The sequence below is a fragment of the Actinomyces glycerinitolerans genome (genome assembly GCF_900098745.1).
GTDB classification, from domain to species: Bacteria; Actinomycetota; Actinomycetes; order Actinomycetales; family Actinomycetaceae; genus Actinomyces; species Actinomyces glycerinitolerans.
The window spans coordinates 301,126-324,021 of the sequence record NZ_FQTT01000011.1 but is presented as its reverse complement, the minus strand read 5'-3'; the positions used below and the strand labels follow the sequence as shown (position 1 = coordinate 324,021).

Here is a 22,896-nt window from a genome sequence, read left to right as displayed (position 1 = left end):
TCGCGCCCATCGCCGCAGGCACGCCTGCGGTGGCAGGATGGGGGCATGAGCGAGCTCAGCACCCCTGACGCCCCCTTCACGTCCGCTGCGGGCGGGCCCCCGCCGGCCCCCGACCTGCCCGGCTGGAAGCACATTTCCTCCGGCAAGGTGCGCGACGTCTACGCCCCCGCCGAGGTCGGCCCCTGGTCCGGGCAGGACGTGCTGTTGCTGGTCGCCTCCGACCGCATCAGCGCCTATGACCACATCCTGTCCACTCCGGTTCCGGACAAGGGCAAGGTACTCACCGCCCTGTCCGTGTGGTGGTTCGAGCAGCTCGCCGACATCGTTCCGGGCCACGTGGTCAGCCTGGACGTGCCGGCCGCGGTCGCCGGTCGCGCCATGATTTGCCGGCGCCTGAAGATGTACCCGGTCGAATGCGTCGCCCGCGGCTACCTCACCGGCTCCGGCCTGGTCGAGTACCGCGCCGGCGGCACCGTATGCGGCCTGCCCCTGCCCGCGGGCCTGACCGAGGCGTCGCGCCTGCCAGAGCCGATCTTCACGCCAGCCGCCAAGGCCGAACTCGGCGAGCACGACGAGAACGTCTCCTTCGAGCGGGTGGTGGAGACGGTCGGCCGCGAGGCGGCCGAGGCACTGCGCGAGACCACCCTCGCCCTGTACACCCGCGCCGCCGAGATCGCCCGCGCTCGCGGCATCATCCTGGCCGACACCAAGTTCGAATTCGGCCAGGACCCCGCCACCGGCGCCCTGATCCTGGGCGACGAGGTCCTCACGCCCGACTCCTCCCGCTTCTGGCCCGCCGACGCCTGGACGCCCGGCCGCCCCACCCCCTCCTTCGACAAGCAGTACGTGCGTGACTGGCTCACCTCGCCCGCATCCGGCTGGGACCGCGGCTCCAATACCGCCCCGCCCGCCCTGCCCGACGACGTCGTGCAGCGCACCCGGCAGCGGTACCTGGAGGCCTACGAGCGCCTTACCGGCAGCCCCCTGGAGCTGGCATGAGTGCTCCCCAGGCGACTCCCGACCCCACGGCCGTGCGCACGACCCGCAGCTTCCAGCCGGGGCCCGGCTTCGTGATTGCGCTGGTTGCCGTCGGCGCGGTGCTGCTGCTGGCGCTTGTGGCCGCCGCCGCCAGTGCCTTCGGTGCGCCCGGTCTGTCCGCCATCCTCGGCGGCGTGGCGCTGGTGATAGTGGGAGTCGGGCTGCTGCTGCTGCTGCGCGTGCCGGCGCGAAGCGTCGTCGTCAACGCACCCCGGCTGCGGCTGGAGCGCAACCGGGCGCGGATGGCGCGGCGGCGGCGCGGGACGCAGCAAGCCGCCGCGACGGGGTACCCGGAAGAACCGGCCCCGCTGACGGTGCCCGGCACCGACCTGATCATTCCCGACTCCGGTGGGCGACGGGAGCTGACCACGCTCGACGTCGTGAGCGGGCCGCTGACCACCGCGCTCGCCACCACCGCCGCGGGGCGGAAGGCCGACGAGTTGCTGGCCGGAACCACCATCGGCGAGACGCTGATCCGGGTCCTGCAACTGCTCGCCGGAACGCTCGGCTTCCTGCTGCTCGCCCTCGGACTCGCCTCGATCCTCGGGCAGGTGATCGTGTGACGCCGCCACGCGACCGTCGTCGGGAGGATGAGCGCGGTCCCGTCGACTGGGGCATGGGGGAGCGCGCCAGGGCCTACGCCGCCCAGGGCGGCACCCGGGCCCGCGCCTATGCAGCGCCGGACACGGATACCGAGCCCGACGTTGACTGGGGCGCTCCCGCCTCTCCCGGAGGCGCACAGCGCCGCCGCAACGACACCGGCACCGACTGGGGCGTGGGGCGCGGGCCCGCTTCCGCCGCCGCGCCCGGTCGCACCCCCTGGCCGCAGGCGGTGCGCCGCCAGCGCCTGGCCGGCATCGTGTTCGCCATGGTCGGGCTGGCGCTAGCCACCTGGTCGGCCATGCACCTGGCCGCCAACGCGGAGGCCGGCCACCCGTGGCTGCCGCCCTGGCTGGTGGTTGTGCTCGGCGGGGCCGGGCTGGTCTCCGCCGCCGGCTACCTGGCCTGGGCCGGCGGCACGGCCGTGCGCCATGAGGCCGAGCGGTGGGAGCCCACCGTCGTCGACGCGGCGGCGGGCCTGACCGCGGGCGTCGTCGACGCCGCCGACCCCCACCACCTGCTGGCCGGCGCGGGCCTCGGCGGGCCCGCACTGCCACCGGGGCAGCGCAATGTCGGTGTCGGCGGCTCCGGTGTGAGGATCGACTCCGGACCTAAACCGGTCATGGGCACCTCCACCATGGACCAGTCCGTGCACGCCCCGGCGGGTGTGGCCGGCGCGGTCGGCGGCTTCATGCTCGCCGCCGCGGTGGTGTGCGCGATCCTCGCGCTGGTGCTGGGCAGCGAATGGCTGTTGGGCACGCTGGCTCTTGCCATCGGTGGCATCCTCGCCGTCCGCCTGGCCGGCGACTGGCTCGGCACGATCTAGCTCGCCGAGGTCGGTCGTTGTTACGTGCCGAGGTCGGTTGATATGGCGGGCCATGCGATTCATGCAGGCCCGGGCCGGTAGGCTGGGCCCGGACCCGCTCCCGCCCGACCGCATCCAGGAGGACCGATGGGACGCATCGTCGTCGAGGTCATGCCCAAGCCCGAGATCCTTGACCCGCAGGGCAAGGCCGTCATGGGCAACCTACCCCGCCTAGGATTCGACCAGTTCACGGCGGTGCGGCAGGGCCGCCGCTTCGAGCTCACGGTTGACGGTCCCGTCACCGACGCCCACCTGGCCGCCGCCGCCGAGGCCGCCGAGAAGCTTCTGTCCAACCCGATCATCGAGGACGTCGTCTCCGTAACCGCCGACCCGGCCGACGGCGCGGACGCCGCGTCGAACCCCGAGGAGGCCTGAGTGACCCGCATCGGCGTCATCACCTTCCCCGGTACGCTCGACGACGTCGACGCCGCCCGCGCGGTCCGGCTCGCCGGCGCCGAGCCCGCCTCCCTGTGGCACAAGGATGCCGACATCCACGGCGTGGACGCAGTGGTGGTCCCGGGCGGCTTCTCCTACGGCGACTACCTGCGCTGCGGCGCCATCGCCCGCTTCGCCCCGGTCATGGACGAGGTCATCGCGGCCGCTGGGCGGGGCATGCCGGTGCTCGGCATCTGCAACGGCTTCCAGATCCTCACCGAGGCCCACCTGCTGCCCGGCGCGCTGATCCGCAACGACCACCAGAAGTTCATCTGCCGCGAGCAGCGCCTGCGCGTGGAATCCACCACCACCGCCTGGACCAACCTGTTCGATGAGGGGGAGGAGATCGTCGTCCCGCTGAAGAACGGCGAGGGCAACTTCATCGCCTCCCCCGATGAACTGGACCGCCTCGAGGGCGAGGGACTCGTCGTCTTCCGCTACCTGGACAACCCCAACGGCTCCGCGCGCGACATCGCCGGCGTGCGCAACCAGCGCGGCAACGTCGTCGGACTCATGCCGCACCCCGAGCACGCCGTCGAGCCCGGCTTCGGCCCGGACTCTCCGGCCGGCGCCCGCCAGGGCGTAGACGGCCTGCGCCTGTTCCAGTCCGCCATCAGCGCGCTGGTCGGCGCCTGAGTTCGAGTCGCCGGCCGGCGTCACGCCGGTTGCGCGTCAACTGCACCGCCCGGCGGCCTACTCCGTACGTCGCCTTCGGCCATACCACCGACGGCAACGTGGCGTACCAGCAGCGTTCGGGACCGTCATGCGGGCGCGCCGCAATTGTGGGCAAAAGTAGGGACGATCGTCCCATTGCACTTAGTTAAGTAAGTGAGTTAAGTTGCGGTGGTCGGTAGAGACCGCGACCGATCCAGCGGCGACACCCTTCCCCGGCCGCGTCGAGAGGTCCTCGCCAACGATGGCGAATACGGAAAGTAGGCACGCAATGCAGCTGCGCAACATCCCCATCACCCGCCGCTCCTTCCTGGCCTCGACGGCGGCGGTCGCCGCCGTCGGCACCCTCGCCGCCTGCGGAGGCGGCTCGGGCTCCTCCGGCGGAGGGGCGGGCGGCTCCGGCGGCACCCTGACCATCTTCAACGGCGCCACAGGTACCGTCACCGCCAACTTCAACCCCCAGAGCCCCACGGCGCTCCAGCCCACCCGCGGCGTGATCTACGAGCCCCTGTTCTTCTACAACCTCGTCACCGGCGAGGACCCCCAACCGATGCTGGGCACGGAGTACAGCTGGAACGACGACGGCACGGTCCTAACGGTCAAGACCCGCGAGGGCGTCACCTGGTCCGACGGCGAACCCTTCACCGCCAACGACGTGGCCTTCACCTTTAACCTCATCCAGAAGACGCCGGCATTGAACACCTCCGGGCTGGCGGCGACGGCCGAGGCCCCCGATGACACCACCGTCGTGCTCACCTTCCAGCAGACGTCCTTCACCTCGGAGGCGGACACCCTGGGCAACCAGGCGATCCTCCCCGAGCACCTGTGGAAGGATGTCGCCGAACCCGACACCTACACCAACGAGGAGCCCGTCGGCACGGGCCCCTTCGTGCTGGACAGCGTCTCCTCTCAGTCCTACTCCCTGGTCGCCAACGAGAACTACTGGAACGGCAAGCCGAAGGTCGAAGAGATTCGCTACATCTCCTTGGAGAACGCCGACTCGGCCTCCGCCTCGCTGGTCGCCGGCGAGGTCGACTGGATGAGCGCGTTCCTGCCGAGCATCGACGACATCATCGCCTCCAATCCCGACCTCACCTACGTCAACACCCCGACGCTGACCAGCTGCATCTACGCCTCCTGCAACCCCGACCTCGGCTCCACCGGCCCACAGACCGACAAGGCGGTGCGGCAGGCGATCTACTACGCGATGGACCGCAGCCAACTCAACCAGCTGGCCGGCGGCGGGCTCGCCGGCGAGGCCTCCCCGTCCTACCTGGTTCCCGGGCGCGACGACGACTGGATCGCCGACCAGGACAACCTGGTCGTGCCGCAGAGCCCCGACGTCGACAAGGCCAAGCAGATCCTCGAAGACGCCGGCTGGACCGAGGGGTCCGACGGGGTCCGCGTCAAGGACGGCGAGCGCCTGGCACTGAACATCCAGACCGTGACCGGCTGGTCGGACTTCATCTCCATCAACGACACCCTGGTGCAGCAGCTCGCCGAGGTCGGCATCGAGCTGAGCACCTCCCAGGTGTCCTGGAACGAGTGGAACCAGAAGGAGGTCACGGGCGACTTCCAGCTCTCCCTGGACTCGCTCAACCTGGGCGCCTCCACCGACCCCTACTTCACCTACAACCGCATGCTGCACTCCGACAACACCGAGCAGGTGGGGGACTCCGCCACCGGCGGTAACTACAGTCGCTACGTGAACGAGAAGGTTGACGCGGCCATCCGTGCCGCCGGGCAGACCAACGACCCCGAGGAGAAGAAGGCGCAGTACGCGATCGTCCAGGAGCAGATCGCCGAGGACCTGCCCTACATCCCGATCTACGTCAACTCCATGCTCACCGAGTTCAACACCTCCCGCTACACGGGCTGGCCCACCGAGGACGATCTGTACGCGCTGCCCGCCTCCTGGGGCAGCTGGTCTACCGGCATCATCCTGCAGCGGCTGGAGCCCGCGTCCTGACCCGCGGCGACGGCGGACTCACATAGGTGAGTCCGCCGCCACCGTATGCAGGCACCGGCTACTCGGAACCCTAAGGACCCCAGGTTGCGTTTTCTCCTACGAAAGATCGGGTTTTACGCCATCGCCCTGTGGGCGGCCGTAACCCTCAACTTCCTCCTGCCCCGGCTGCTGCCGGGCAACCCCGTTGACATCATGGTCTCCCGCCTGGCCACGCACGGTCAGGTCAGCCCCGCCACGCGGCAGGCGATCGAGGCCCTGCTGGGCGCCGACACCGGTGCGAGCATGTGGGATCAGTACGTGCAGTACCTGGGCCAGCTGCTGCGCGGCGACCTCGGCGTATCCGTGGCCTACTTCCCGACCCCGGTCGGGCAGGTCATCGGTCAGACGCTCCCCTGGACGATCGGGCTCGTCGGGCTGGCGACCATCATCTCCTTCCTGCTCGGCATCGTGCTGGGTACGGCCGCCGGCTGGAAGCGCGGACACCTCTTGGACAACATCATCCCCGGGCTGACCATGCTGCAGTCGGTGCCCTACTTCTGGCTCGCACTGATTCTGCTGTTCCTGTTCTCCTCCACCTGGCGGATCTTCCCGATCCACGGCGGCTACGACGTGTACGGCACCGTGGTCGGACTCAACTGGCCGTTCATCAAGTCGGTCGTCTACTACGGAATCCTGCCGGCGATCACCATCGTCATCTCCTCGGTGGGCGGCTGGACGCTGGGCATGCGCAACATGATGGTGTCCACCATGAGTGAGGACTACATCCTCACCGCGGAGGCCAAGGGCCTCACACCCCGCCGCATCCGCACCTGGTATGCGGCCCGCAACGCCGTCCTGCCATCCATCTCGGGCTTCGCCATCTCCCTGGGATTCGTGGTCGCCGGCTCGCTGGTCACCGAGCAGGTCTTCTCCTACCCCGGCATCGGCACCGCCCTGTACCAGGCAGTGAACAACAACGACTACGCCCTCATGCAGGGGATCTTCCTGGTGATCACCCTGTCCGTGCTGGGCGCCAACCTGATCGTCGACCTGCTGTACGGCGTCATCGACCCGCGCACGCGCGCCCGCGGCTGAAGGAGGCTCCACCATGTCCACGCAAACCTCTACCGCGGCCGGCAGCAGGCCCGCCCGCAGGAGCGGCAGCCGTTTCCGCCTCCGCGTCACCCCCAAGCTCGTCGTCGGCACCACGATCGTCGTGCTCACCATCCTGTTCGGGCTCGTCGGACCGCTCGTGGTCGGCAACCCCTCGACCGTGCGCAACCTCGGCATGACGGCGCCTTCCGGCGAGTTCCTGCTGGGCACCACGCAGACCGGGCAGGACGTACTCGCTCAACTCACCTACGCCACCCGCGGATCGCTACTGATCGGGTTGATCGTCGGCAGCCTCACGCTGCTGCTGTCCGCGTTCTTCGGAGTCGTGGGCGCCTTCATCGGCGGCATCGTGGATGACCTGTTCTCCCTGTTCACCAACATCATGCTGGTGATCCCCGGGCTCCCGCTGGTCATCATCATCTCCAGCTACGTGCCCAAGAAGAGCATCTGGCTGGTGGCCTTCATCCTCTCGCTGACCAGCTGGGCGGGGTCCGCGCGGGTGCTGCGCGGCGTCACCCTATCGGTGCGCAATCGCGACTACGTGCTGGCGTCCCGCGTGAGCGGGGAGAAGACCTGGCGGATCCTGACTATAGAGATCCTGCCCAACCTGATCCCGCTGCTGGCCTCCCAGGTGGTCGGCGCGGTCATCGCCGGCATCCTCGGCGAGGCCGGGCTGTCCTTCCTCGGCCTGGGTGCTTCGGGCTCCTTCACCTGGGGCACGATGCTGTTCTACGCCCAGAACGGACTGGCGCTCAGACTCGGCGCCTGGTGGTGGTTCGTGCCGCCGGGCCTCATGCTCGCGCTCTTCGGCGCGGCACTGTCGATGATCAACTACTCGATCGACGAGACCATCAACCCGAAGCTGCGGGCGGCCACGGACGCGAAGAAACGCCGTCGTGCACGCAAACGCTCCGAGTCCGCCCGCAACCGCACCCCCCAGAAGGTCGCCGCATGAGCCCCCGAACCACAATCGACGGCACCGTCCGGCCCGCCGGCCGCACCCCCCGGCCCGCCGTCCTCGATATTGAACACATGTCGATCGACTACGACGTCGACCCACCCGTACATGCCGTCAAGGACGTGTCCCTGACCCTGCACCGCGGTGAGATTCTGGGCCTGGCGGGGGAGTCCGGCTGCGGAAAATCAACGCTCGCCTACGGCGTGGTCCAACTGCTCAAGGACCCGGCCCGCCGCGTGAGCGGCTCCGCGGTCTTCCACTCCCGCGAGGGCTACGACATCGACCTGACCGCCCTGACGGGCGCCGACCTGCGGGCAGTGCGCTGGGACAAGATCGCCATGGTCTTCCAGGGGGCGATGAACTCCCTGAACCCGGTGCTCAAGGTCAAGACCCAGCTGGGCGACGTGCTGACCACCCACCGTCCGGAGATGAGCAAGCAGCAGCGGCTGGAGCGCAGCGGCGAACTCCTGGAGAGTGTGGGCGTGGACCGCAATCGCCTGGACGCCTACCCCCACGAGCTGTCCGGCGGCATGCGGCAGCGCGTCATGATCGCCATGGCGCTCGCCCTCGAGCCGCAGATCCTGATCATGGACGAGCCCACCACCGCGCTCGACGTCGTCGTCCAGCGGGAGATCCTCCAGGAGATCTCGCGGCTGCGGGAGGAGCTCGGCTTCGCGGTCATTTTCATCACCCACGATCTGCCGCTGCTGCTGGAGATCTCCGACCGCATCGCCGTCATGCGCGACGGCGTGGTCATCGAGCTCGACGACGCCATCGAGCTGTACACCCACCCCAAGGAGGAGTACACCAAGCAGCTGCTCAGCTCCTTCCCGTCGCTGACCGGCGAGCGTGGCGCGTTCGTCCGCACCCGCCGCACCCACGTTAAGGAGCAGTCATGACCGTCCTTGAAGCGCGGAACCTCGTCAAGGAGTACACGCTCCGCAACGGGCTGCACACCTCCACCCTGCGCGCGGTGGATGACGTCTCATTCCGGCTGGTGCCGGGGAAGACCATTGCGCTGGTCGGACAGTCCGGCTCCGGCAAGTCCACCATCGCCAAGCTCCTGCTGCAGCTCGAGTCGCCCACCAGCGGCGAGATCCTGCTCGACGGCGAGCCCGTCAGCCGCCGCGGCCGGGGACTGGCGCGCTACCGCAACACCGTGCAGATGGTCTTCCAGGACCCCTTCGCCTCCCTGAACCCCTACCACACGATCGGCCACCACTTGGCGCGTCCGGTCCGGCTCCACAATCCGCACCTGGGCAAGGATGCGGTACGCGAGCGGGTGCTGGAGCTGCTGCGCCGCGTGCGACTGGATCCGGCCGACGACTACGCCGATCGCAAGCCGCATGAACTGTCCGGCGGCCAGCGCCAGCGCGTGGCCATAGCCCGTGCCCTGGCCCCCGACCCGGGCATCCTCATCGCCGATGAACCGGTGTCCATGCTGGACGTGTCGATCCGCCTGGGGGTGCTCAACCTGCTGGCCGAGCTGCAGCAGGACAACGACCTCGGCGTCCTGTACATCACTCACGACCTGGCCACCGCCCGCCACTTCTCCGACGAGATCATGGTGCTCTACCACGGTGACGTCGTAGAACGCGGGCCGGCAGACACGGTGATCCTCCACCCGAACCACGAGTACACCAAGCGACTCCTGGCCGCCGCCCCCGACCCGGAGCGCCGCCTGGCCCAGCTGCGCCGTCAGCAGGGGGCGAACCAGTGACGCCCCCGGCAAACCCGGGCCCCCAGCGGTGGCTGTTCACCGGCGACTCGATCACCGAGTGGGGGCGCATCGATAAGCGCGACCCGCACGACCTGGGACACAACTACGTGCAGCTCCTGGCCGAGGAACACCTGGCCGGGGGCACGGTCCTGAACACCGGCATCGGTGGGGACCGCCTGGTGGACCTGGCGGAGCGTTGGCAGCGAGACGTTATCGATCTGGCCCCCGACGTGCTCAGCGTCTACATCGGCATCAACGACACCTGGCGACGCTATGACGAGGGCATCGTCTCTCCCATTCCCGACTTCGGACGGCGGCTGCGGGAACTGCTCGCTCCATTCGCCGCCGCCGGCACGCCGCTGGTCCTGCTCTCCCCCTTCGTGCTGCCCTACACCGGGGAGGACCGCAGCTGGCAGGAGGACCTGAACCCGCGGGTGCGGGCGATCGCACGGATCGCCCAGGAGCTCGACGCCGTATACGTGCCGCTGCAAGAACCCATGACGGCGCTCGCGGCCCAAATCGGTGATGCCGCCGTCGCTGCCGACGGCGTCCACCCCACGCCCGCCGGCCACCGCGCCATTGCCGACGCCTGGTGGCAGGCCTGGCGGGCCGCCGGCATGGACGCCCCGGAATCATCCGCACACTGACCACTCAGGAAAGACCACCCATGATCACCACGACCACGCTGAACTCCGGCTGGCGACTGAGCCATCTGGCTGGCGCCGTCCCGGAGGAGACCCGGATCCCCGAGACGGTGCCGGCAACCGTCCCCGGCTGCGTACACACCGACCTGTTGGACGCCGGCCTCATCCCCGACCCGCTGGACGCCGACAACGAGGAGCGCCTGGCCTGGATGTGGCGCTGCGACTGGCGCTACGAACTGCGCTTCGACGCCGCACCGGCCGCGCCCGGTGAGCATGTCGAGCTGGTATTCGAGGGCCTGGACACGATCGCCACGGTCACCCTCAACGACGTCGAGCTGGGCCGCACCGACAACCAGTTCCGACGGTACCGGTTCGACGTCGGCCACCTGCTGCAGGCCGGTGAGAACCGCCTGGTGGTCGACTTCACCTCCGCGCTCAACGTGGCCGAGGAGCGCGAGCGCCTCCACGGCGAGTACCCGTTCGTCAACGCCCACCCCTTCCCCATGGTCCGCAAGAGCGCCTGCTCCTTCGGCTGGGACTGGGGGCCGGTGACGATCACCGCCGGCATCTGGCAACCGGTGCGCCTGGAGCGGTGGAGCGGGACCCGGGTCCGCGGCGTGCGCCTGGGGGTGGACCTGGAGGGGAGTGTGGGCGTCGCCCGGCTGGTCGCCGAAGTCGAGCGGGACCCGGACGCGCCGGCCGCGTCCCTGGCCTACGCCGTCGCGGGAACCACCGTGGAGGTAACGGCCGAAGCCCCCGGCATCAGCGAGGTCGTGCTCGAGGCGCGCGTGGCCGACGCCGACGTGTGGTGGCCGCGCGGATATGGTGACCAGCCCCTGTACGAGTCGACGTTGCACCTGGACGGGGAACCCGTCTGGTCCCGTCGCGTCGGTTTCCGGCGCATGGAGGTGGATCTGACGCCCGATGAGATCGGGACGCCGCTGCGGCTCAAGGTCAACGGAGAGCTGGTGCTGGCCAAGGGGGTCAACTGGATCCCCGACGACGTCTTCCCCACCCGCATCACCCGTGCCCGCTACCGGCGCGCCCTGGCGGACGCGGTGGAGGCCAACTGCAACACCGTGCGTGTGTGGGGCGGCGGCATCTACGAGTCCGAGTACTTCTACGACGCCGCCGATGAGTTCGGGCTGCTGGTGTGGCAGGACTTCATGTTCGCCTGCGCCGCCTACAGCGAGGATGCCTGGATGAGGGACAACGTCATCGCCGAGGCCCGCCAGGCGGTGGCCCGGCTGGGTGGACACGCGTGCCTGGCACTGTGGTGCGGCAGCAACGAGAACGAGACGGCCTTCCAGGACTGGGGTTGGAAGGAGCGCCTGCGGGGCCGTGCCTGGGGGCAGGGATACTACCGGGAGATACTCCCGGCGGTCGTCGCCGAACTGGACCCGACCACTCCCTACATCCCCTCCAGCCCGTTCAGCCCGGATCCCGAGGCCGAGGCGAATAACCGCACCGACGGCGACACGCACGTATGGGACGTGTGGAACGAGCTCGATTACCTGCACTATGCGGACCAGACGCCGCGCTTCGCCTCCGAGTTCGGCTTCGGCGGGCCCATGGCCTACTCCACCCTCACCGCCGCGGTGCACGATGAGCCGCTGGACGTGAGCGGCGCGCAACTGGCCGTGCACCAGAAGGCCGAGGACGGCTTCACCAAGCTGCGCCGCGGGCTGGATGCCCACTTCCCCGAGCCGGTCGACTTCCGCCACTGGCACTGGGCCACTCAGCTCAACCAGGCGCGCGCCCTCGACTTCGGAGTGCGCCACTTCCGCTCGCTCCAGCCGCACTGCACGGGATCGCTGATCTGGCAGCTCAACGACTGCTGGCCCGTCATCTCCTGGGCCGTGGTCGACTCCGCCGGGGTGCGCAAGCCCGCCTGGTACGCGTTGCGCCACGCCCAGCAGGACCGCATGCTGTGCCTGGAGCCCGCCGAGGGCGGCCGGGTCCGGCTGGCGGCGGTCAACGACCTGGCCGAGCCTTGGGTCGCGCACGTCAGGATTGGATACGGCACGCGCCACGGGCTGGAGGTCGCGTGGGAGGAGCGCCGAATCGAGGTCGCGCCCCGCGCTGCCGCCGCGGTCGAGCTGGCCCTGCCGGAGGACCCGGATGGCTTCCTCATGGCCGAGGCCGACGACGCCCGCCGCGTCGTCTGGTTCGTGTCCACCGACCGCGAGGCCGGCCTGCCCGAATTCGACGCGGACGTGAAGGTGGCCCGGATTGCGGGCGGTTACCGGCTCGACGTGACCGCGCGAGTGCTGTTGCGGGACGTGGCGGTAACCGCCGATGCCGAACGGCCCGGCGCCGTCGTCGACGACATGCTCACCACCCTGCTGCCCGGCGAGCAGGCCTCATTCACTGTCCTGACCGACGGCGAACCGACAGACCCGCAGGTGCTGGCCACCTGGCCGGTGCTGCGCAGCGCCAATCATTTGGCGGGCTGACCGCGACGGCGATCGGGCATGTTGCGGCCACGTGCCGCCGTCACGGCTGCGGCGTCACCTCCGCCACGGAGGCGCGCCGCAGCCAGTGGTGGGCGGGCTCAGGAACTTCGAAGGAGGTCTGCCCGGACTCAATGCGCAGCACGCATTCGGCGATGGTCCGGCCAAACGCATGCACATCCTGTGCGATCGCGGTGATTGGGGGTGAGGCCAGCTGGCAGGAGGAGGAGTCGTCCCAGGCGACGAGGCTGACGTCGTCGGGCACGACGGCGCCCAGAGCGGAGGCGGTGGCCAGCCCGGCAAGCGCCATGGTGTCGTTGTCGTAGATGATCGCCGTCGGACGCGTGGCCGCGGGGAGCTTCAGCAACTCCGCGGTGGCCCGCTGACCAGAGGCCTCGCTGTAATCACCCGGGACGATGCGCAGTTCTACGCCGAGTTCCTGTGCCACCCGGCGGGCCACCGTGTCCCGGATCAGGGTGTGCGCCAGGTGCTCAGGGCCGCTTACGCGGGCGATGCGCTCGTGGCCGAGTTCGTGCAGCCGCTCCATCACCCCGCGGGTTGATTCGGCGTTGTCGGAGACGATCGAAGCAGTGTCAGGTACAGCCTGCTCCACACCCGCGTGGAGTGTGGCCAGGCCCAGCTCATTCAGGAGTGCCGGACGCGGATCGTCCACCAGCGGATTGACGAGAATCACCCCGCGGACGAAGGCCTCGGCGGCCCAGCGGCGATAGACCTCCAGCTCCTCACACAGTCCGGGAACCTGATGCAGGAAGAACAGTACAGAGGTGCCGCGCAGGGTTTCTTCGATGCCGTCGGCGTTCTCCGACCAGAAGGACTCGGCAGTAAGTAGTCCCCGTGGGCGGGCTAGAACCATGCCCCAACGGTGAGTATCCGAGCCGGTAGTCATGCGGGCCTTTCAGTCTGAACCAATTGCTGGTCGGGCCGAGATCAGCGGCGCCTGGGAAGCCACCCGGTGTGAGCCGGGACGCCCCCTATCCTAGGTCGGAACGGGGATGTGGCCTGCCGCATTTGTCCGGGATAACGGGATTATGAAGGAGACAGTGGATGGTACGAGGTACCGATACCAAGGCGCTGGTGTTCGACCTCGTGCGCGCTCTGGAGCGCACCTCACGGGCGGAACTGGTCAAGCGGACCGGGCTGACCGGAGCGTCGATCTCGACCATTACCCGTCGCCTGCTGGATGAGGGGCTGCTTGAGGAAACCGGAAGAGCTCCATCAACCGGTGGGAAGCCGCGAACCTTCGTGCGGGTTGCGCCGGACTCTAGGTATGCGGTCGGTGTGCACCTGACGCGCACCGACATGGTGCTGGTGCTGACCGACCTGTTGGGCGCGATCATTGGACGCACCCGGAGAGAGCTGCCAACAGACCCGGGGAAGGGCGTGGGACAGGGCTGTCTGCGGGAGACTGTGCAGGAGGCCATTGCGGAGATCATTGCCGGCACCGGAATCGACAACACCAAGTTGGTTGGAACCGGCGTGGTGCTGGCGGGACCCGCCGACCGCGGTCTGCCCGGGACGACCTCCGCGACCGACCGCGATGAACTGCGCGCGGCGTTGGAGCGGTCGACCGGCATGCCCGTCCTCATGGAGAACGATGCCACTGCGGCGGCACTAGGCGAATGGTGGGTTTCTCCGAGCGGGCGCGCAGACGACGCCCTGGTGGTCTACCTGGGTGCCGGCATCGGCGGAGGACTGCTGGTCGGCGGCCGCTTGCAGCGGGGGACCTCGGCCAATGCCGGCGAGCTCGGGCACGTTTGCGTGGATCTCAACGGCCCGGTGTGCACTTGTGGGGCCCGCGGCTGCGTGGAGGCGGTTGCCGGACCACAAGCGGTGGTGTCCAGGGCGCTGTTGGACCCCGACATCGCCGGCCCCGCAGGGTTGGGGGCGCAGGTCGGTTCACGCGGTTCGGTCGAGGCGGATTTCGCGGCGATCGCCCGGGCCGCGCACCTGGGGAACGAGTCCGCGCGGCGTCTGCTCGCCGAGTCCGCTCGCGCTCTGGCAGTAGCGATACGGTCGGTCGTCAACGTGCTGGACAATGCGGCCGTCATCCTCACTGGGCCGAGTGCCGCCGGCGCTGGCGCGGTGTACCTGCGGGCCATTGAGAGTGAGCTCAAACTGCGCTATGGGGCGGCCGCCTCGCGTCCGGTGTCGGCGAGGCTTTCACAGAACTGCGGCACCGCCGCGGCGCTGGGAGCCGCAGCCATGGTTTTGGATGCCGCAATCCGCTCCTCCTAAACGGGCTTTTCCGGCGTGTGGGTGTGGTGGGTGGTGGGTGTTGCCGGCCTGGTGGGCTGGGTGCTGGTGGGTGTGGGTGGTGTGTGCCCGGGCGCCCCGCCGTGGGGCGGAATGTCCGAATTCGGCACTAAGGCCGTCGCCGACCGCTGGAGCCGATTTTGAATCCGCATGATTCCAACGTTCTGCCCATGGCCGCGGGCCGCGTCGGAGTCGTTTGTGCCGATCCTGGACACTTTGTGCCGCCACGCGCGGGAACGAGCGCCGACGGCGGTTCGTGGGCGGACAGGCTCCCCGCGTGCCTGACACCACCCAACCCCCGCCTCCACACCCGCAAACCGGAAGAGCTCTTAAGCGGTCCGACTGCCGAGCGGGATGCATTCGTGCTTGCCGGCCGACCCGGCGGCAAACGAATCGGCAAAGGCGCGGTCGCATCCACATTGCCTGTGGATAACTTCTTGTGCATGCCGCGTGGGTGGATGATCATGAATGTCCGTGCAGGCTGCAGTTGGTGCAGCCGCGGCGGCCTCGCCAGTAGCGGTGAAAGTGGCGCGCTCGCGCGGATTGGCGTCGATCGATTCTCGGAGGCGGCGTCGTAGAACCGCGTAATTGCAACGATTTGACCGGCCGGTGGTGGCGGTGGTACTGGCCGCTCGGCGAGGTGTGTGCCCAGTTGGACGCCGGGTTTCACGCCCTCGGGGCGGGTGTTCCGACGGTCGCCCACAGGCCAAGCGGCGGCATTCTCGGCATCACCAGGTCTGTGCACAAACCTGTGGATCAATTCTGTGGATAACCGTCGGTGGGGCGGGGTGCGGGCAGACGTCGGCGGCGGCGCCGTCGTCTTGCGAACGGCCCCGCCGCCGGTGTGGTTCTGCTCACTCCAGGGCGCCGGCGATGGCGTCGACCAATTCCAGCAGGTGGCGGTCGGGCAGGAACTCCCGGCGCACGGACTCGTGCGCTGCCAGCCCCATGTCGTGTGCCCGCTCCGGGAAGCGCAGCACGTCGGCCACGGCCTGTGCCCACGCGGCGCCGTCGGCGGGATCCACCAGCATGCCGTCGACGCCGTCGTCGATCTGGTCCTGAATGCCGCCTACCGCAGAGGCGACCACGGGCGCCTTCTTCCACATGGCCTCCGCCACCGGCAGCCCGAAGGCCTCCACCAGGGAGCGCTGGGTGACCACGTCGGCCACTCGCTGCACGGCGTTGACCACCATGGCGTTGACATCCCGGTCGTGCATGGGCACGGCGGCGATGTGCACGCGCGAGGCCACCGACTCCGGCAGCAGGTCCCAGCGGTCCAGCACCTCGCCCAGCACCGCGGCGGCTTCGGCGTCGCGCTCGGGGTCCGGGTCCGGCCCCACCAGCAGCAGGTGCGCGTCGGCCGGCAGCGTAGCCACGTTGTCCGCGAAGGCGTCGATCAGCTCCTTGGCGCCCTTGAGGCGGTCCCAGCGGGACACCTGCGCGATCACGCGCACGCCCTGCGGCACCGGCAGGCCCGCGCCGGCGAGCGTGGGCAACTCGCGAAGCGCGTCGGGGCGCCCGTCCTCGTGCACGAAGGCGACCGCGTCGAAGGGCGGCTCGCCGGCGAACACGCCCGCCAGCCTCGCCACCGACCAGGACTCGTCCAGGTCCAGCACTCGGTTCTTGGGGGAGTCGGGGTTAATCGAGGGGGCAATCACCACGCAGCGCTCCGGCTCCACGAAGGGCGGCCGGTAGTTGGGGCGTGAGACGACGACGAGGTCCACCTCCTCCAGGTAGCGGTCCAGGAAGGCCCAGGCGCGCTGGCCGGCGTCGCCGGTGTCCTGAGCGCCCAGGTGGCAGCGCCAGATGACGGCGGCGCCGGCCGCCTTCAGCGCCTTGGCCAGGCCGGCCGTGGGCGGGTCGTGCAGGATGACCACATCGCCGTCGCGAATGTCGTCGACGATGTTCTCCGCGTTGGAGGCGATCACGTGCTCGTAGATGTCGCGCTGCTTCTCCGCGAGCTTGCCGCCATCGCCGCGGTCGCCGTGAATGCCGGCGTGCAGGCGGGCTGCGATCGTGTTGAACTCGCGCGGCGCGTCCAGCACCAGCCAGCGGGCGTCCACGCCGATGTCCAGCGCGTATCCGACCAGTGGGGCGACGATCTCCGCAGGCCCCGACGCTGCGGCGGACGTGGGCGTGATGGTCCAGACGGTGCGTCCCTCCAGGAGGTTGCGGGCCGCGGCGACGCCGTCGCGCAGGCGTCGGGTGGCGACCTCATCCAGGTGGCTTTCGAGGTCCGACAGTGGGAGCGGGGCGACGTCGATGGTTCTCATGTCCCGATACTGCCCCAAAGCCGTGTGATGCGCAGCACTTTCGACGGCGCGCCGTGCGTTTCAAGGTGTTGCGTCACCCTCAGTTGTACGAACCGGCTTGCGCGTCGGGAGGTGTGGGGGAGAGGCTAGCCGGGTAACGAGCATGTCGCGGGATGGCTGTGTTACCGGTGCGACCTGCGATCATCCCGTGCCCAGTCCAACCCGTCTGAAGGGAAACAGTCATGAGCCAGAGCCCCAATAACCCCGGCCAGCCGCAGCCCCCTGCGTACGGCGGTGGGCAGCCGAGCAATCCCTATGGCCAGCAGGCATACAGTCAGCAGCCGGCCTATGCGGCCCCCGGTTACGGTGCGCCGGCATACGGCGACCCCTATGGGCAGGGCGGATACGTCGAGCCCAAGTCGAAGGTCGCCGCGGCGGTGCTGGCCTTCTTCCTCGGGACCCTGGGCATCCACAACTTCTACCGGGGCCAGACCCGCAACGGCATCATTCACCTGTGCCTGGTTGGCGCGGCGATTGTGCTGTTCATCATCGGCGGGGTGGTCCTGGGGACTAACGTCGATGCCTACGGCAATGTGTCGGACGGCGCAGCTTCCACCGCCGGGATGCTGATGCTGCTGGGCTGGCTCGTCGCCGCTGGTAACGGCATCTGGGCCTTCGTCGAGTTCATCATGATCCTGGTCTCCAACGACGGCAGCCTCCGGTAGGGGCATAAGTCGCCATCGTTGCAGTCGATATAACCAACCCCTTGTCGGAGAGCGTAGATCGGTCGTGACCGCCTTCGGGTCCGGTCGGTGTGGCTGTCCGGGAGGGTTTTGGCGGCGCGGTGAAGGCCGCGGAGTTGGTTGCGAGGGCGCGCACGATCGGCCCCATCCGCACCAGGTGAACGGCGGTCTTCAACCTGGTGAACACGAGCGTCGTCGTCGGGATCAGAGCGGTGGATGAGGGCGAGCATCGCAAGCTGCTTTCGGCTCGCCCCCTGTTCGACGAGATCGTCCCGTCCGGGCCGTTCACGCCCCACATCACCGTTGCCTACTACCGGCCGGAGGCGCCGACGCCGTTGGCGCCCGACGCACTGCGCGCCGTGCTCGGTGAGCTCACCGCACGGGTCACGGGCACGCCCGTCATGCTCACCCCCGAACGTCTGCACGTACTGCACTTCGACTCAATGAGCAACTACTGGGCGGTTTGAGCCAGAGCAGCCGACGCTGTCGAAGTCCAGATCGCGACGCGTGCGCACCGCGTTGGGGAACGTATGGCAGGAGCGCTCATCGGTGCTATGGGGCTACCGCCCGGGACCTCGTCCGTGCATTCAGCCATGCCCGGGCGCAGCCTGCCTTTGGCTACCAGTCCGACTCTCTGTTTCGTCCGACGACGTCCTTGGGTGCTCGTGTTGACGGTTCGTGTGCTTCCACGGCGGTTCGGTACTTGGCAGCGACGCTTCGGCACCTGCGACGACGGTTCGGCACCTGCGACGACGGTTCGGCACTTGGCACCGACGCTTCGGCACCTGCGACGACGGTTCGGCACCCAGGGGTACGAACTGTCACCGGAGGGTACGAAGCGTCCACCGGAAGGTACGTACCGTCGGGTCGGGGTACGAAGCGTCAGCCCCATCCGCCCCATAACCGTTGGCGCGGCCGTCCCGCCGCGGGGCTCTAGGTGTGTAAGTCGTTTGTGGTGGTGGGTCGGTGCTGGCGATGTGGGTGGTGGTCTGGTGGCGGATGGTGAGTTGGTCGTGTCTGGTGGCTACGGGGCCCTAGTTTGAGTGGGCTGCGTGCGCCCGTGGGGGACGCGGAGTCGCCTTCGTGAGCACGCTCGCGCTGTTGGGAGCGTCGTCCCGGAGCCGGGTTGTCGACGCGGGTGCCTGTGGGCGGGCCGGTTGTGTGCTCAGCGAGGATCGTTGTGCGCAGTCAGGCGCGTAGGGCGTTCCCGCGGTGTCGGGGGCCTGGTTGCCGACAGTCGAAGGGGGCGAGTGGGTCTCGTACCGCCCCGGTTGGACCGCCCACGCCCCGTTGGACCGCCCACGCCCCGTTGGACCGCTGTAACCGGCGGCTACGGCGGTCCAACGGGGGAACAGGGGTCCAACCGGGGAACAGCGGTCCAACTGACAGGCTCAACATCCACACACCGCCACCCAAGTACTTACACAACAGGACCTAGAGCGCGAGTTGCTCCCAGACACACGAGTTCAGCTCGGGTGCAGGAGATCTTGGCGGTTTGCGCGGGTAGAAACCGTGCAAACCGCCAAATCACGTGTCGATGCTGCCGACGCGTGTTCACGATGTCCCCGAGCTCGTCGACGGCGCCAGTCGTCGGCAGCAGGAATAGCCCATTACGTTTGCCCACCCGACCCACAGGCACACAGCCGACCACCACCTGGACGGCGGATGACCAGCCACCATAACGACCGATCTCGACCGTCATGTCAACCGATCTCGGCGAGGGGACCTGGGGCGGTCTCGCAACGTTGAGGCGGACACGGAGGGGGAATAGGTGCGAGGCCGCCCCGCCGGGTAACCTCTAACCGGTTCCACCGCCCACCCAGGAGCAGCCATGTCCGCCGTCGAGCCCAACGCCGTGACCGAACCCGCCCGCCCCGCCGACCACCCCGACACCGTCGCCCACGCCGCGGCCACCCCCGACCAGGCGATGCCCTACCGCGAACTCGGTCTCAAGGACGAGGAATACGACTCCATCAAGACCATCCTCGGCCGTCGCCCCACCGCCGCGGAGCTGGCCATGTACTCGGTGATGTGGTCCGAACACTGCTCCTACAAGTCCTCCAAGCTCCACCTGCGCCAGTTCGGGGAGAAGACCACGCCCGAGATGCGTGAGCACCTGTTGGTGGGTATGGGGGAGAACGCCGGCGTCGTCGACATCGGCGACGGCTGGGCCGTCACCTACAAGGTCGAGTCCCACAACCACCCCAGCTTCGTCGAGCCCTACCAGGGGGCCGCCACCGGCGTCGGCGGGATCGTGCGCGACATCATCTCCATGGGTGCCCGGCCCGTGGCCGTCATGGACCAGCTGCGCTTCGGCGCCGTCGACCACCCGGACACCGCCCGCGTGGTGCACGGCGTCGTCGCCGGGGTGGGCGGCTACGGCAATTGCCTGGGCCTGCCCAACATCGGTGGTGAAACCGAGTTCGACCCCTCCTATCAGGAGAATCCGCTCGTCAACGCCCTGTGCGTGGGCGTGCTGCGGCACGAGGACATCCACCTGGCCAACGCCTCCGGCGCGGGCAACCAGGTGGTCCTGTTCGGCGCCCGCACCGGCGGTGACGGCATCGGCGGTGCCTCCATCCTCGCCTCGGAGTCCTTCGAGGACGGCATGCCCGCCAAGCGGCCGAGCGTGCAGGTGGGCGACCCCTTCATGGAGAAGGTCCTGATCGAGTGCTGCCTGGACCTGTTCGCCTCCGACCTGGTGCTCGGCATTCAGGACCTCGGCGCCGCCGGCATCTCCTGCGCCACCAGCGAGCTGGCCTCCAATGGCGACGGCGGTATGCACGTTGACCTGGAGAACGTGCTGCTGCGCGACCCCACCCTCACGGCCGGGGAGATCCTCATGAGCGAGTCCCAGGAGCGCATGATGGCGGTCGTCGCCCCGGACAAGCTCGACGACTTCATGGCGGTGATCGACAAGTGGGACGTCGAGGCCTCCGTGATCGGCGAGGTCAATGGCTCCGGTCGGCTCACCATCGACCACTTCGGGGAGCGGATCGTGGACGTCGACCCGCGCACGGTCGCCCACGAGGGGCCCGCCTACGACCGCCCCTACGCCCGCCCGGCCTGGCAGGACGCCCTGAACGCCGACACCTCCGACGCACTGGCCCGGCCCGAGACGGTCGCCGAGCTGGCGGAGCAGGTGCGTGCCGTCGTCACCAGCCCCAACCAGGCCTCCGCGGCCTGGGTCACCGACCAGTACGACCGCTTCGTGCGCGGCGCCACCGCCCTGGCCCAGCCCGACGACGCCGGTGTCATTCGCGTGGATGAGGCCACCGGCCGCGGGGTTGCGATCGCCACCGACGCCAACGGCCGTTTCACCAAGCTCGATCCGGCCACCGGCGCCGCCCAGGCGCTCGCTGAGTCGTACCGCAACGTGTGCACCGTGGGTGCCCGCCCGCTGGCCGTCACCGACTGCCTCAACTTCGGCTCCCCGGAGGACCCCGATGCGATGTGGCAGCTGGTGGAGGCGATCACCGGCCTGGCCGACGCCTGCCGGGAGCTGGGTGTGCCCGTCACCGGCGGGAACGTCTCCCTGTACAACTCCCACGGCAAGGTCAAGGGCCTGCCCGATTCCTCCATCAACCCCACCCCGGTGGTGGGTGTGCTCGGCGTGATGGATGACGTGCGCCGCGCCAACCCCTCGGGCTGGCAGGAGGAGGGCCTGGCCATCATCGCCCTGGGCGAGACCCGCGACGAGCTGGACGGTTCGGCCTGGACTCGCGTGGTGCACGACCACCTGGGCGGGCTGCCGCCGCAGGTGGACCTGGAGGCGGAGGCCGCCCTCGGGCGGGTGCTGGTGGCCTTGAGCGAGGTGGACCTGCCCGACGGCTCCCGGCTGGTGCGCGCCGCCCACGACCTGTCCACCGGCGGGCTGGCACAGAGCTTGGTCGACGCCTGCTTGCGCTTCGGTGTGGGGGCGGCCATCGACTTGGCCGCCCTGCCCGGCGACGTCGACGACTTCACCGCTCTGCTGTCCGAGTCCGGCGCCCGCGCCCTGGTGGCGGTGCCGGAGGGTGCCCTGCCCGCGGTGGCGGCGGCCGCCGAGGCCGAGGGCGTGACCTGGGGGCGCCTGGGCACCACTGGCGGGGACATGCTCGCCGTCACCGGCACCGACCTGCTCGCCGACGGCGGCTCCGGCCGCCCGCTCGTGCTGGACCTGGACGAGCTGCGGGCGGGTGTGGACGCCACCCTGCCGGCGCTGTTCGATTGAGGTCGCCCAGGGGGCGTTCTAGGGAGGGCATTTAGAACGTCGGTTCGCGGTCTGTTACGCCTGTTCGGGGTTTTTAGGGGTCTGCTGAATGGCTCGGAGGCCTTCAGCAGACCGTTAACTGGCGTTGTTAACGGTGAAGCGGCGTAGTAGACGCGCGGCGTGGTGTGGGTGCTCGAGGTGGTGCATGGCGGGGTGTTCGCGGTGTCGGGCAACGGTGGCGGGTGTGGTGTGTGGGGTTGTTGGGACGTGTGGGGTTGGTGTGGTACTCGCCAGATGGTCACGATTCGGTCTACGGTACAAAGATTGGTGCGTTTTGACCCTGACTTTTCCGCATGACTTCGTTGAAAGTTGGTGGCTGGAGGGGTTTGGAGGGGTGTCGGTGGCGCTTGGCGTGTTTTCAACGAAAGGTGGTAGTTTTGGCCTGGTGCCAGTCGGTCTCGTGGGGTGCTTGCGGGGTCGGTGGCGATCTCGCCTCTGGAAGTGGCGGTATGGCGCGGTTTCCAGGGGTAGGGGTCAGGAAGCACCTCGCACCTTAAGGTGCATTAAGACTTAATGAGTCGGGGTTAGTTGATGTCCGCGTCGAACGGTCAGGAAGCACCTCGCACCTTAAGGTGCATTAAGACGTAGCGTCGCCGCTCCGCATCGCCACGTTCGACACATGGTCAGGAAGCACCTCGCACCTTAAGGTGCATTAAGACGTTAGGGCGTTCCCCGTTGCCTCGAGAACAGTGACGCGTCAGGAAGCACCTCGCACCTTAAGGTGCATTAAGACGACCTCGCCAAACGTGCTACGCATACTATTTCCTGTCAGGAAGCACCTCGCACCTTAAGGTGCATTAAGACCCCCCTGTAGGGGGAGGTTTGGAGGGCTGCGGCAAGTCAGGAAGCACCTCGCACCTTAAGGTGCATTAAGACCGAGTCATCTTGCAGGGCACGCGCACCACATTCACGTCAGGAAGCACCTCGCA

General features: G+C 68.8%; 18 protein-coding genes and 1 CRISPR repeat array (1 of these 19 only partly in view). Of the genes, 16 read left to right on the top strand and 2 right to left on the bottom strand.

All coding sequences use genetic code 11. The annotated features are described in order from the left end of the window. Positions 1-45: 45 nt before the first annotated feature. From ACGLYG10_RS09965 to ACGLYG10_RS09910, 12 genes are all read left to right on the top strand, one after another. Entirely contained in the window at positions 46-999 is a 954-nt protein-coding gene (locus ACGLYG10_RS09965) for a phosphoribosylaminoimidazolesuccinocarboxamide synthase (RefSeq protein ID WP_073331202.1), read from the top strand. Further along, positions 996-1,601, top strand: coding sequence for a hypothetical protein (locus tag ACGLYG10_RS09960; RefSeq protein ID WP_073331199.1), 606 nt, complete (start codon positions 996-998; stop codon positions 1,599-1,601). Before ACGLYG10_RS09965 ends, ACGLYG10_RS09960 begins: the two co-directional genes overlap by 4 nt. Continuing rightward, entirely contained in the window at positions 1,598-2,464 is an 867-nt protein-coding gene (locus tag ACGLYG10_RS16685) for a PsbA protein (protein ID WP_244542648.1), read from the top strand. Before ACGLYG10_RS09960 ends, ACGLYG10_RS16685 begins: the two co-directional genes overlap by 4 nt. Positions 2,465-2,590: 126 nt before the next feature. After that, positions 2,591-2,878: a phosphoribosylformylglycinamidine synthase subunit PurS gene (gene purS, locus ACGLYG10_RS09950; protein WP_073331196.1), complete on the top strand. Its 288-nt coding sequence runs from the start codon at positions 2,591-2,593 to the stop codon at positions 2,876-2,878. Then, the gene (gene purQ, locus ACGLYG10_RS09945; protein WP_073331193.1) at positions 2,879-3,574 is read left to right on the top strand and encodes a phosphoribosylformylglycinamidine synthase subunit PurQ; all 696 of its coding nucleotides are present in this window, start codon (positions 2,879-2,881) and stop codon (positions 3,572-3,574) included. 307 nt (positions 3,575-3,881) lie between these two features. Beyond that, entirely contained in the window at positions 3,882-5,579 is a 1,698-nt protein-coding gene (locus ACGLYG10_RS09940; protein ID WP_073331190.1) for an ABC transporter substrate-binding protein, read from the top strand. 84 nt (positions 5,580-5,663) lie between these two features. Next, a complete protein-coding gene (locus ACGLYG10_RS09935) occupies positions 5,664-6,653 on the top strand; it encodes an ABC transporter permease (protein WP_073331185.1) in 990 nt (329 codons plus the stop codon). A 13-nt stretch (positions 6,654-6,666) separates the two neighbouring features. Continuing rightward, a complete protein-coding gene (locus tag ACGLYG10_RS09930; protein WP_073331182.1) occupies positions 6,667-7,626 on the top strand; it encodes an ABC transporter permease in 960 nt (319 codons plus the stop codon). Beyond that, entirely contained in the window at positions 7,623-8,528 is a 906-nt protein-coding gene (locus ACGLYG10_RS09925) for an ABC transporter ATP-binding protein (protein ID WP_073331179.1), read from the top strand. The genes ACGLYG10_RS09930 and ACGLYG10_RS09925 overlap by 4 nt, the downstream gene beginning before the upstream one ends. Continuing rightward, the gene (locus tag ACGLYG10_RS09920) at positions 8,525-9,349 is read left to right on the top strand and encodes an ABC transporter ATP-binding protein (RefSeq protein WP_073331175.1); all 825 of its coding nucleotides are present in this window, start codon (positions 8,525-8,527) and stop codon (positions 9,347-9,349) included. The genes ACGLYG10_RS09925 and ACGLYG10_RS09920 overlap by 4 nt, the downstream gene beginning before the upstream one ends. Continuing rightward, positions 9,346-9,996 (top strand): SGNH/GDSL hydrolase family protein, encoded by a 651-nt coding sequence (locus tag ACGLYG10_RS09915; protein ID WP_083565825.1) that lies wholly within the window; start codon positions 9,346-9,348, stop codon positions 9,994-9,996. The genes ACGLYG10_RS09920 and ACGLYG10_RS09915 overlap by 4 nt, the downstream gene beginning before the upstream one ends. Positions 9,997-10,016: 20 nt before the next feature. Next, complete coding sequence (locus ACGLYG10_RS09910; RefSeq protein WP_073331172.1) at positions 10,017-12,449, top strand: glycoside hydrolase family 2 protein; 2,433 nt, start codon at positions 10,017-10,019, stop codon at positions 12,447-12,449. 40 nt (positions 12,450-12,489) lie between these two features. On the opposite strand, the gene ACGLYG10_RS09905 is transcribed toward ACGLYG10_RS09910, so the two are convergent. Then, positions 12,490-13,353, bottom strand: coding sequence for a LacI family DNA-binding transcriptional regulator (locus ACGLYG10_RS09905; RefSeq protein ID WP_073331169.1), 864 nt, complete (start codon positions 13,351-13,353; stop codon positions 12,490-12,492). A gap of 158 nt (positions 13,354-13,511) precedes the next feature. On the opposite strand from ACGLYG10_RS09905, the gene ACGLYG10_RS09900 reads away from it, so the two are divergent. Continuing rightward, positions 13,512-14,702 carry an ROK family protein gene (locus ACGLYG10_RS09900; protein ID WP_073331166.1) on the top strand — a complete coding sequence of 397 codons (1,191 nt, stop codon included), beginning with the start codon at positions 13,512-13,514 and terminating at the stop codon, positions 14,700-14,702. 872 nt (positions 14,703-15,574) lie between these two features. Here ACGLYG10_RS09900 and ACGLYG10_RS09895 read toward each other — a convergent pair. Further along, positions 15,575-16,993 carry a glycosyltransferase gene (locus tag ACGLYG10_RS09895; RefSeq protein WP_073331163.1) on the bottom strand — a complete coding sequence of 473 codons (1,419 nt, stop codon included), beginning with the start codon at positions 16,991-16,993 and terminating at the stop codon, positions 15,575-15,577. 221 nt (positions 16,994-17,214) lie between these two features. On the opposite strand from ACGLYG10_RS09895, the gene ACGLYG10_RS09890 reads away from it, so the two are divergent. The 3 genes from ACGLYG10_RS09890 (at position 17,215) to purL (ending at position 21,928) form a co-directional block, all read left to right on the top strand. Next, the gene (locus ACGLYG10_RS09890) at positions 17,215-17,697 is read left to right on the top strand and encodes a TM2 domain-containing protein (RefSeq protein ID WP_083565824.1); all 483 of its coding nucleotides are present in this window, start codon (positions 17,215-17,217) and stop codon (positions 17,695-17,697) included. Between the two features lie 197 nt (positions 17,698-17,894). Beyond that, positions 17,895-18,182 (top strand): 2'-5' RNA ligase family protein, encoded by a 288-nt coding sequence (locus tag ACGLYG10_RS09885; protein WP_244542647.1) that lies wholly within the window; start codon positions 17,895-17,897, stop codon positions 18,180-18,182. A 1,364-nt stretch (positions 18,183-19,546) separates the two neighbouring features. Then, entirely contained in the window at positions 19,547-21,928 is a 2,382-nt protein-coding gene (gene purL, locus ACGLYG10_RS09880) for a phosphoribosylformylglycinamidine synthase subunit PurL (RefSeq protein WP_073331160.1), read from the top strand. A gap of 512 nt (positions 21,929-22,440) precedes the next feature. After that, positions 22,441-22,896: direct repeats of the CRISPR family, unit length 37 nt; unit sequence GTCAGGAAGCACCTCGCACCTTAAGGTGCATTAAGAC; it runs 682 nt beyond the window's last position.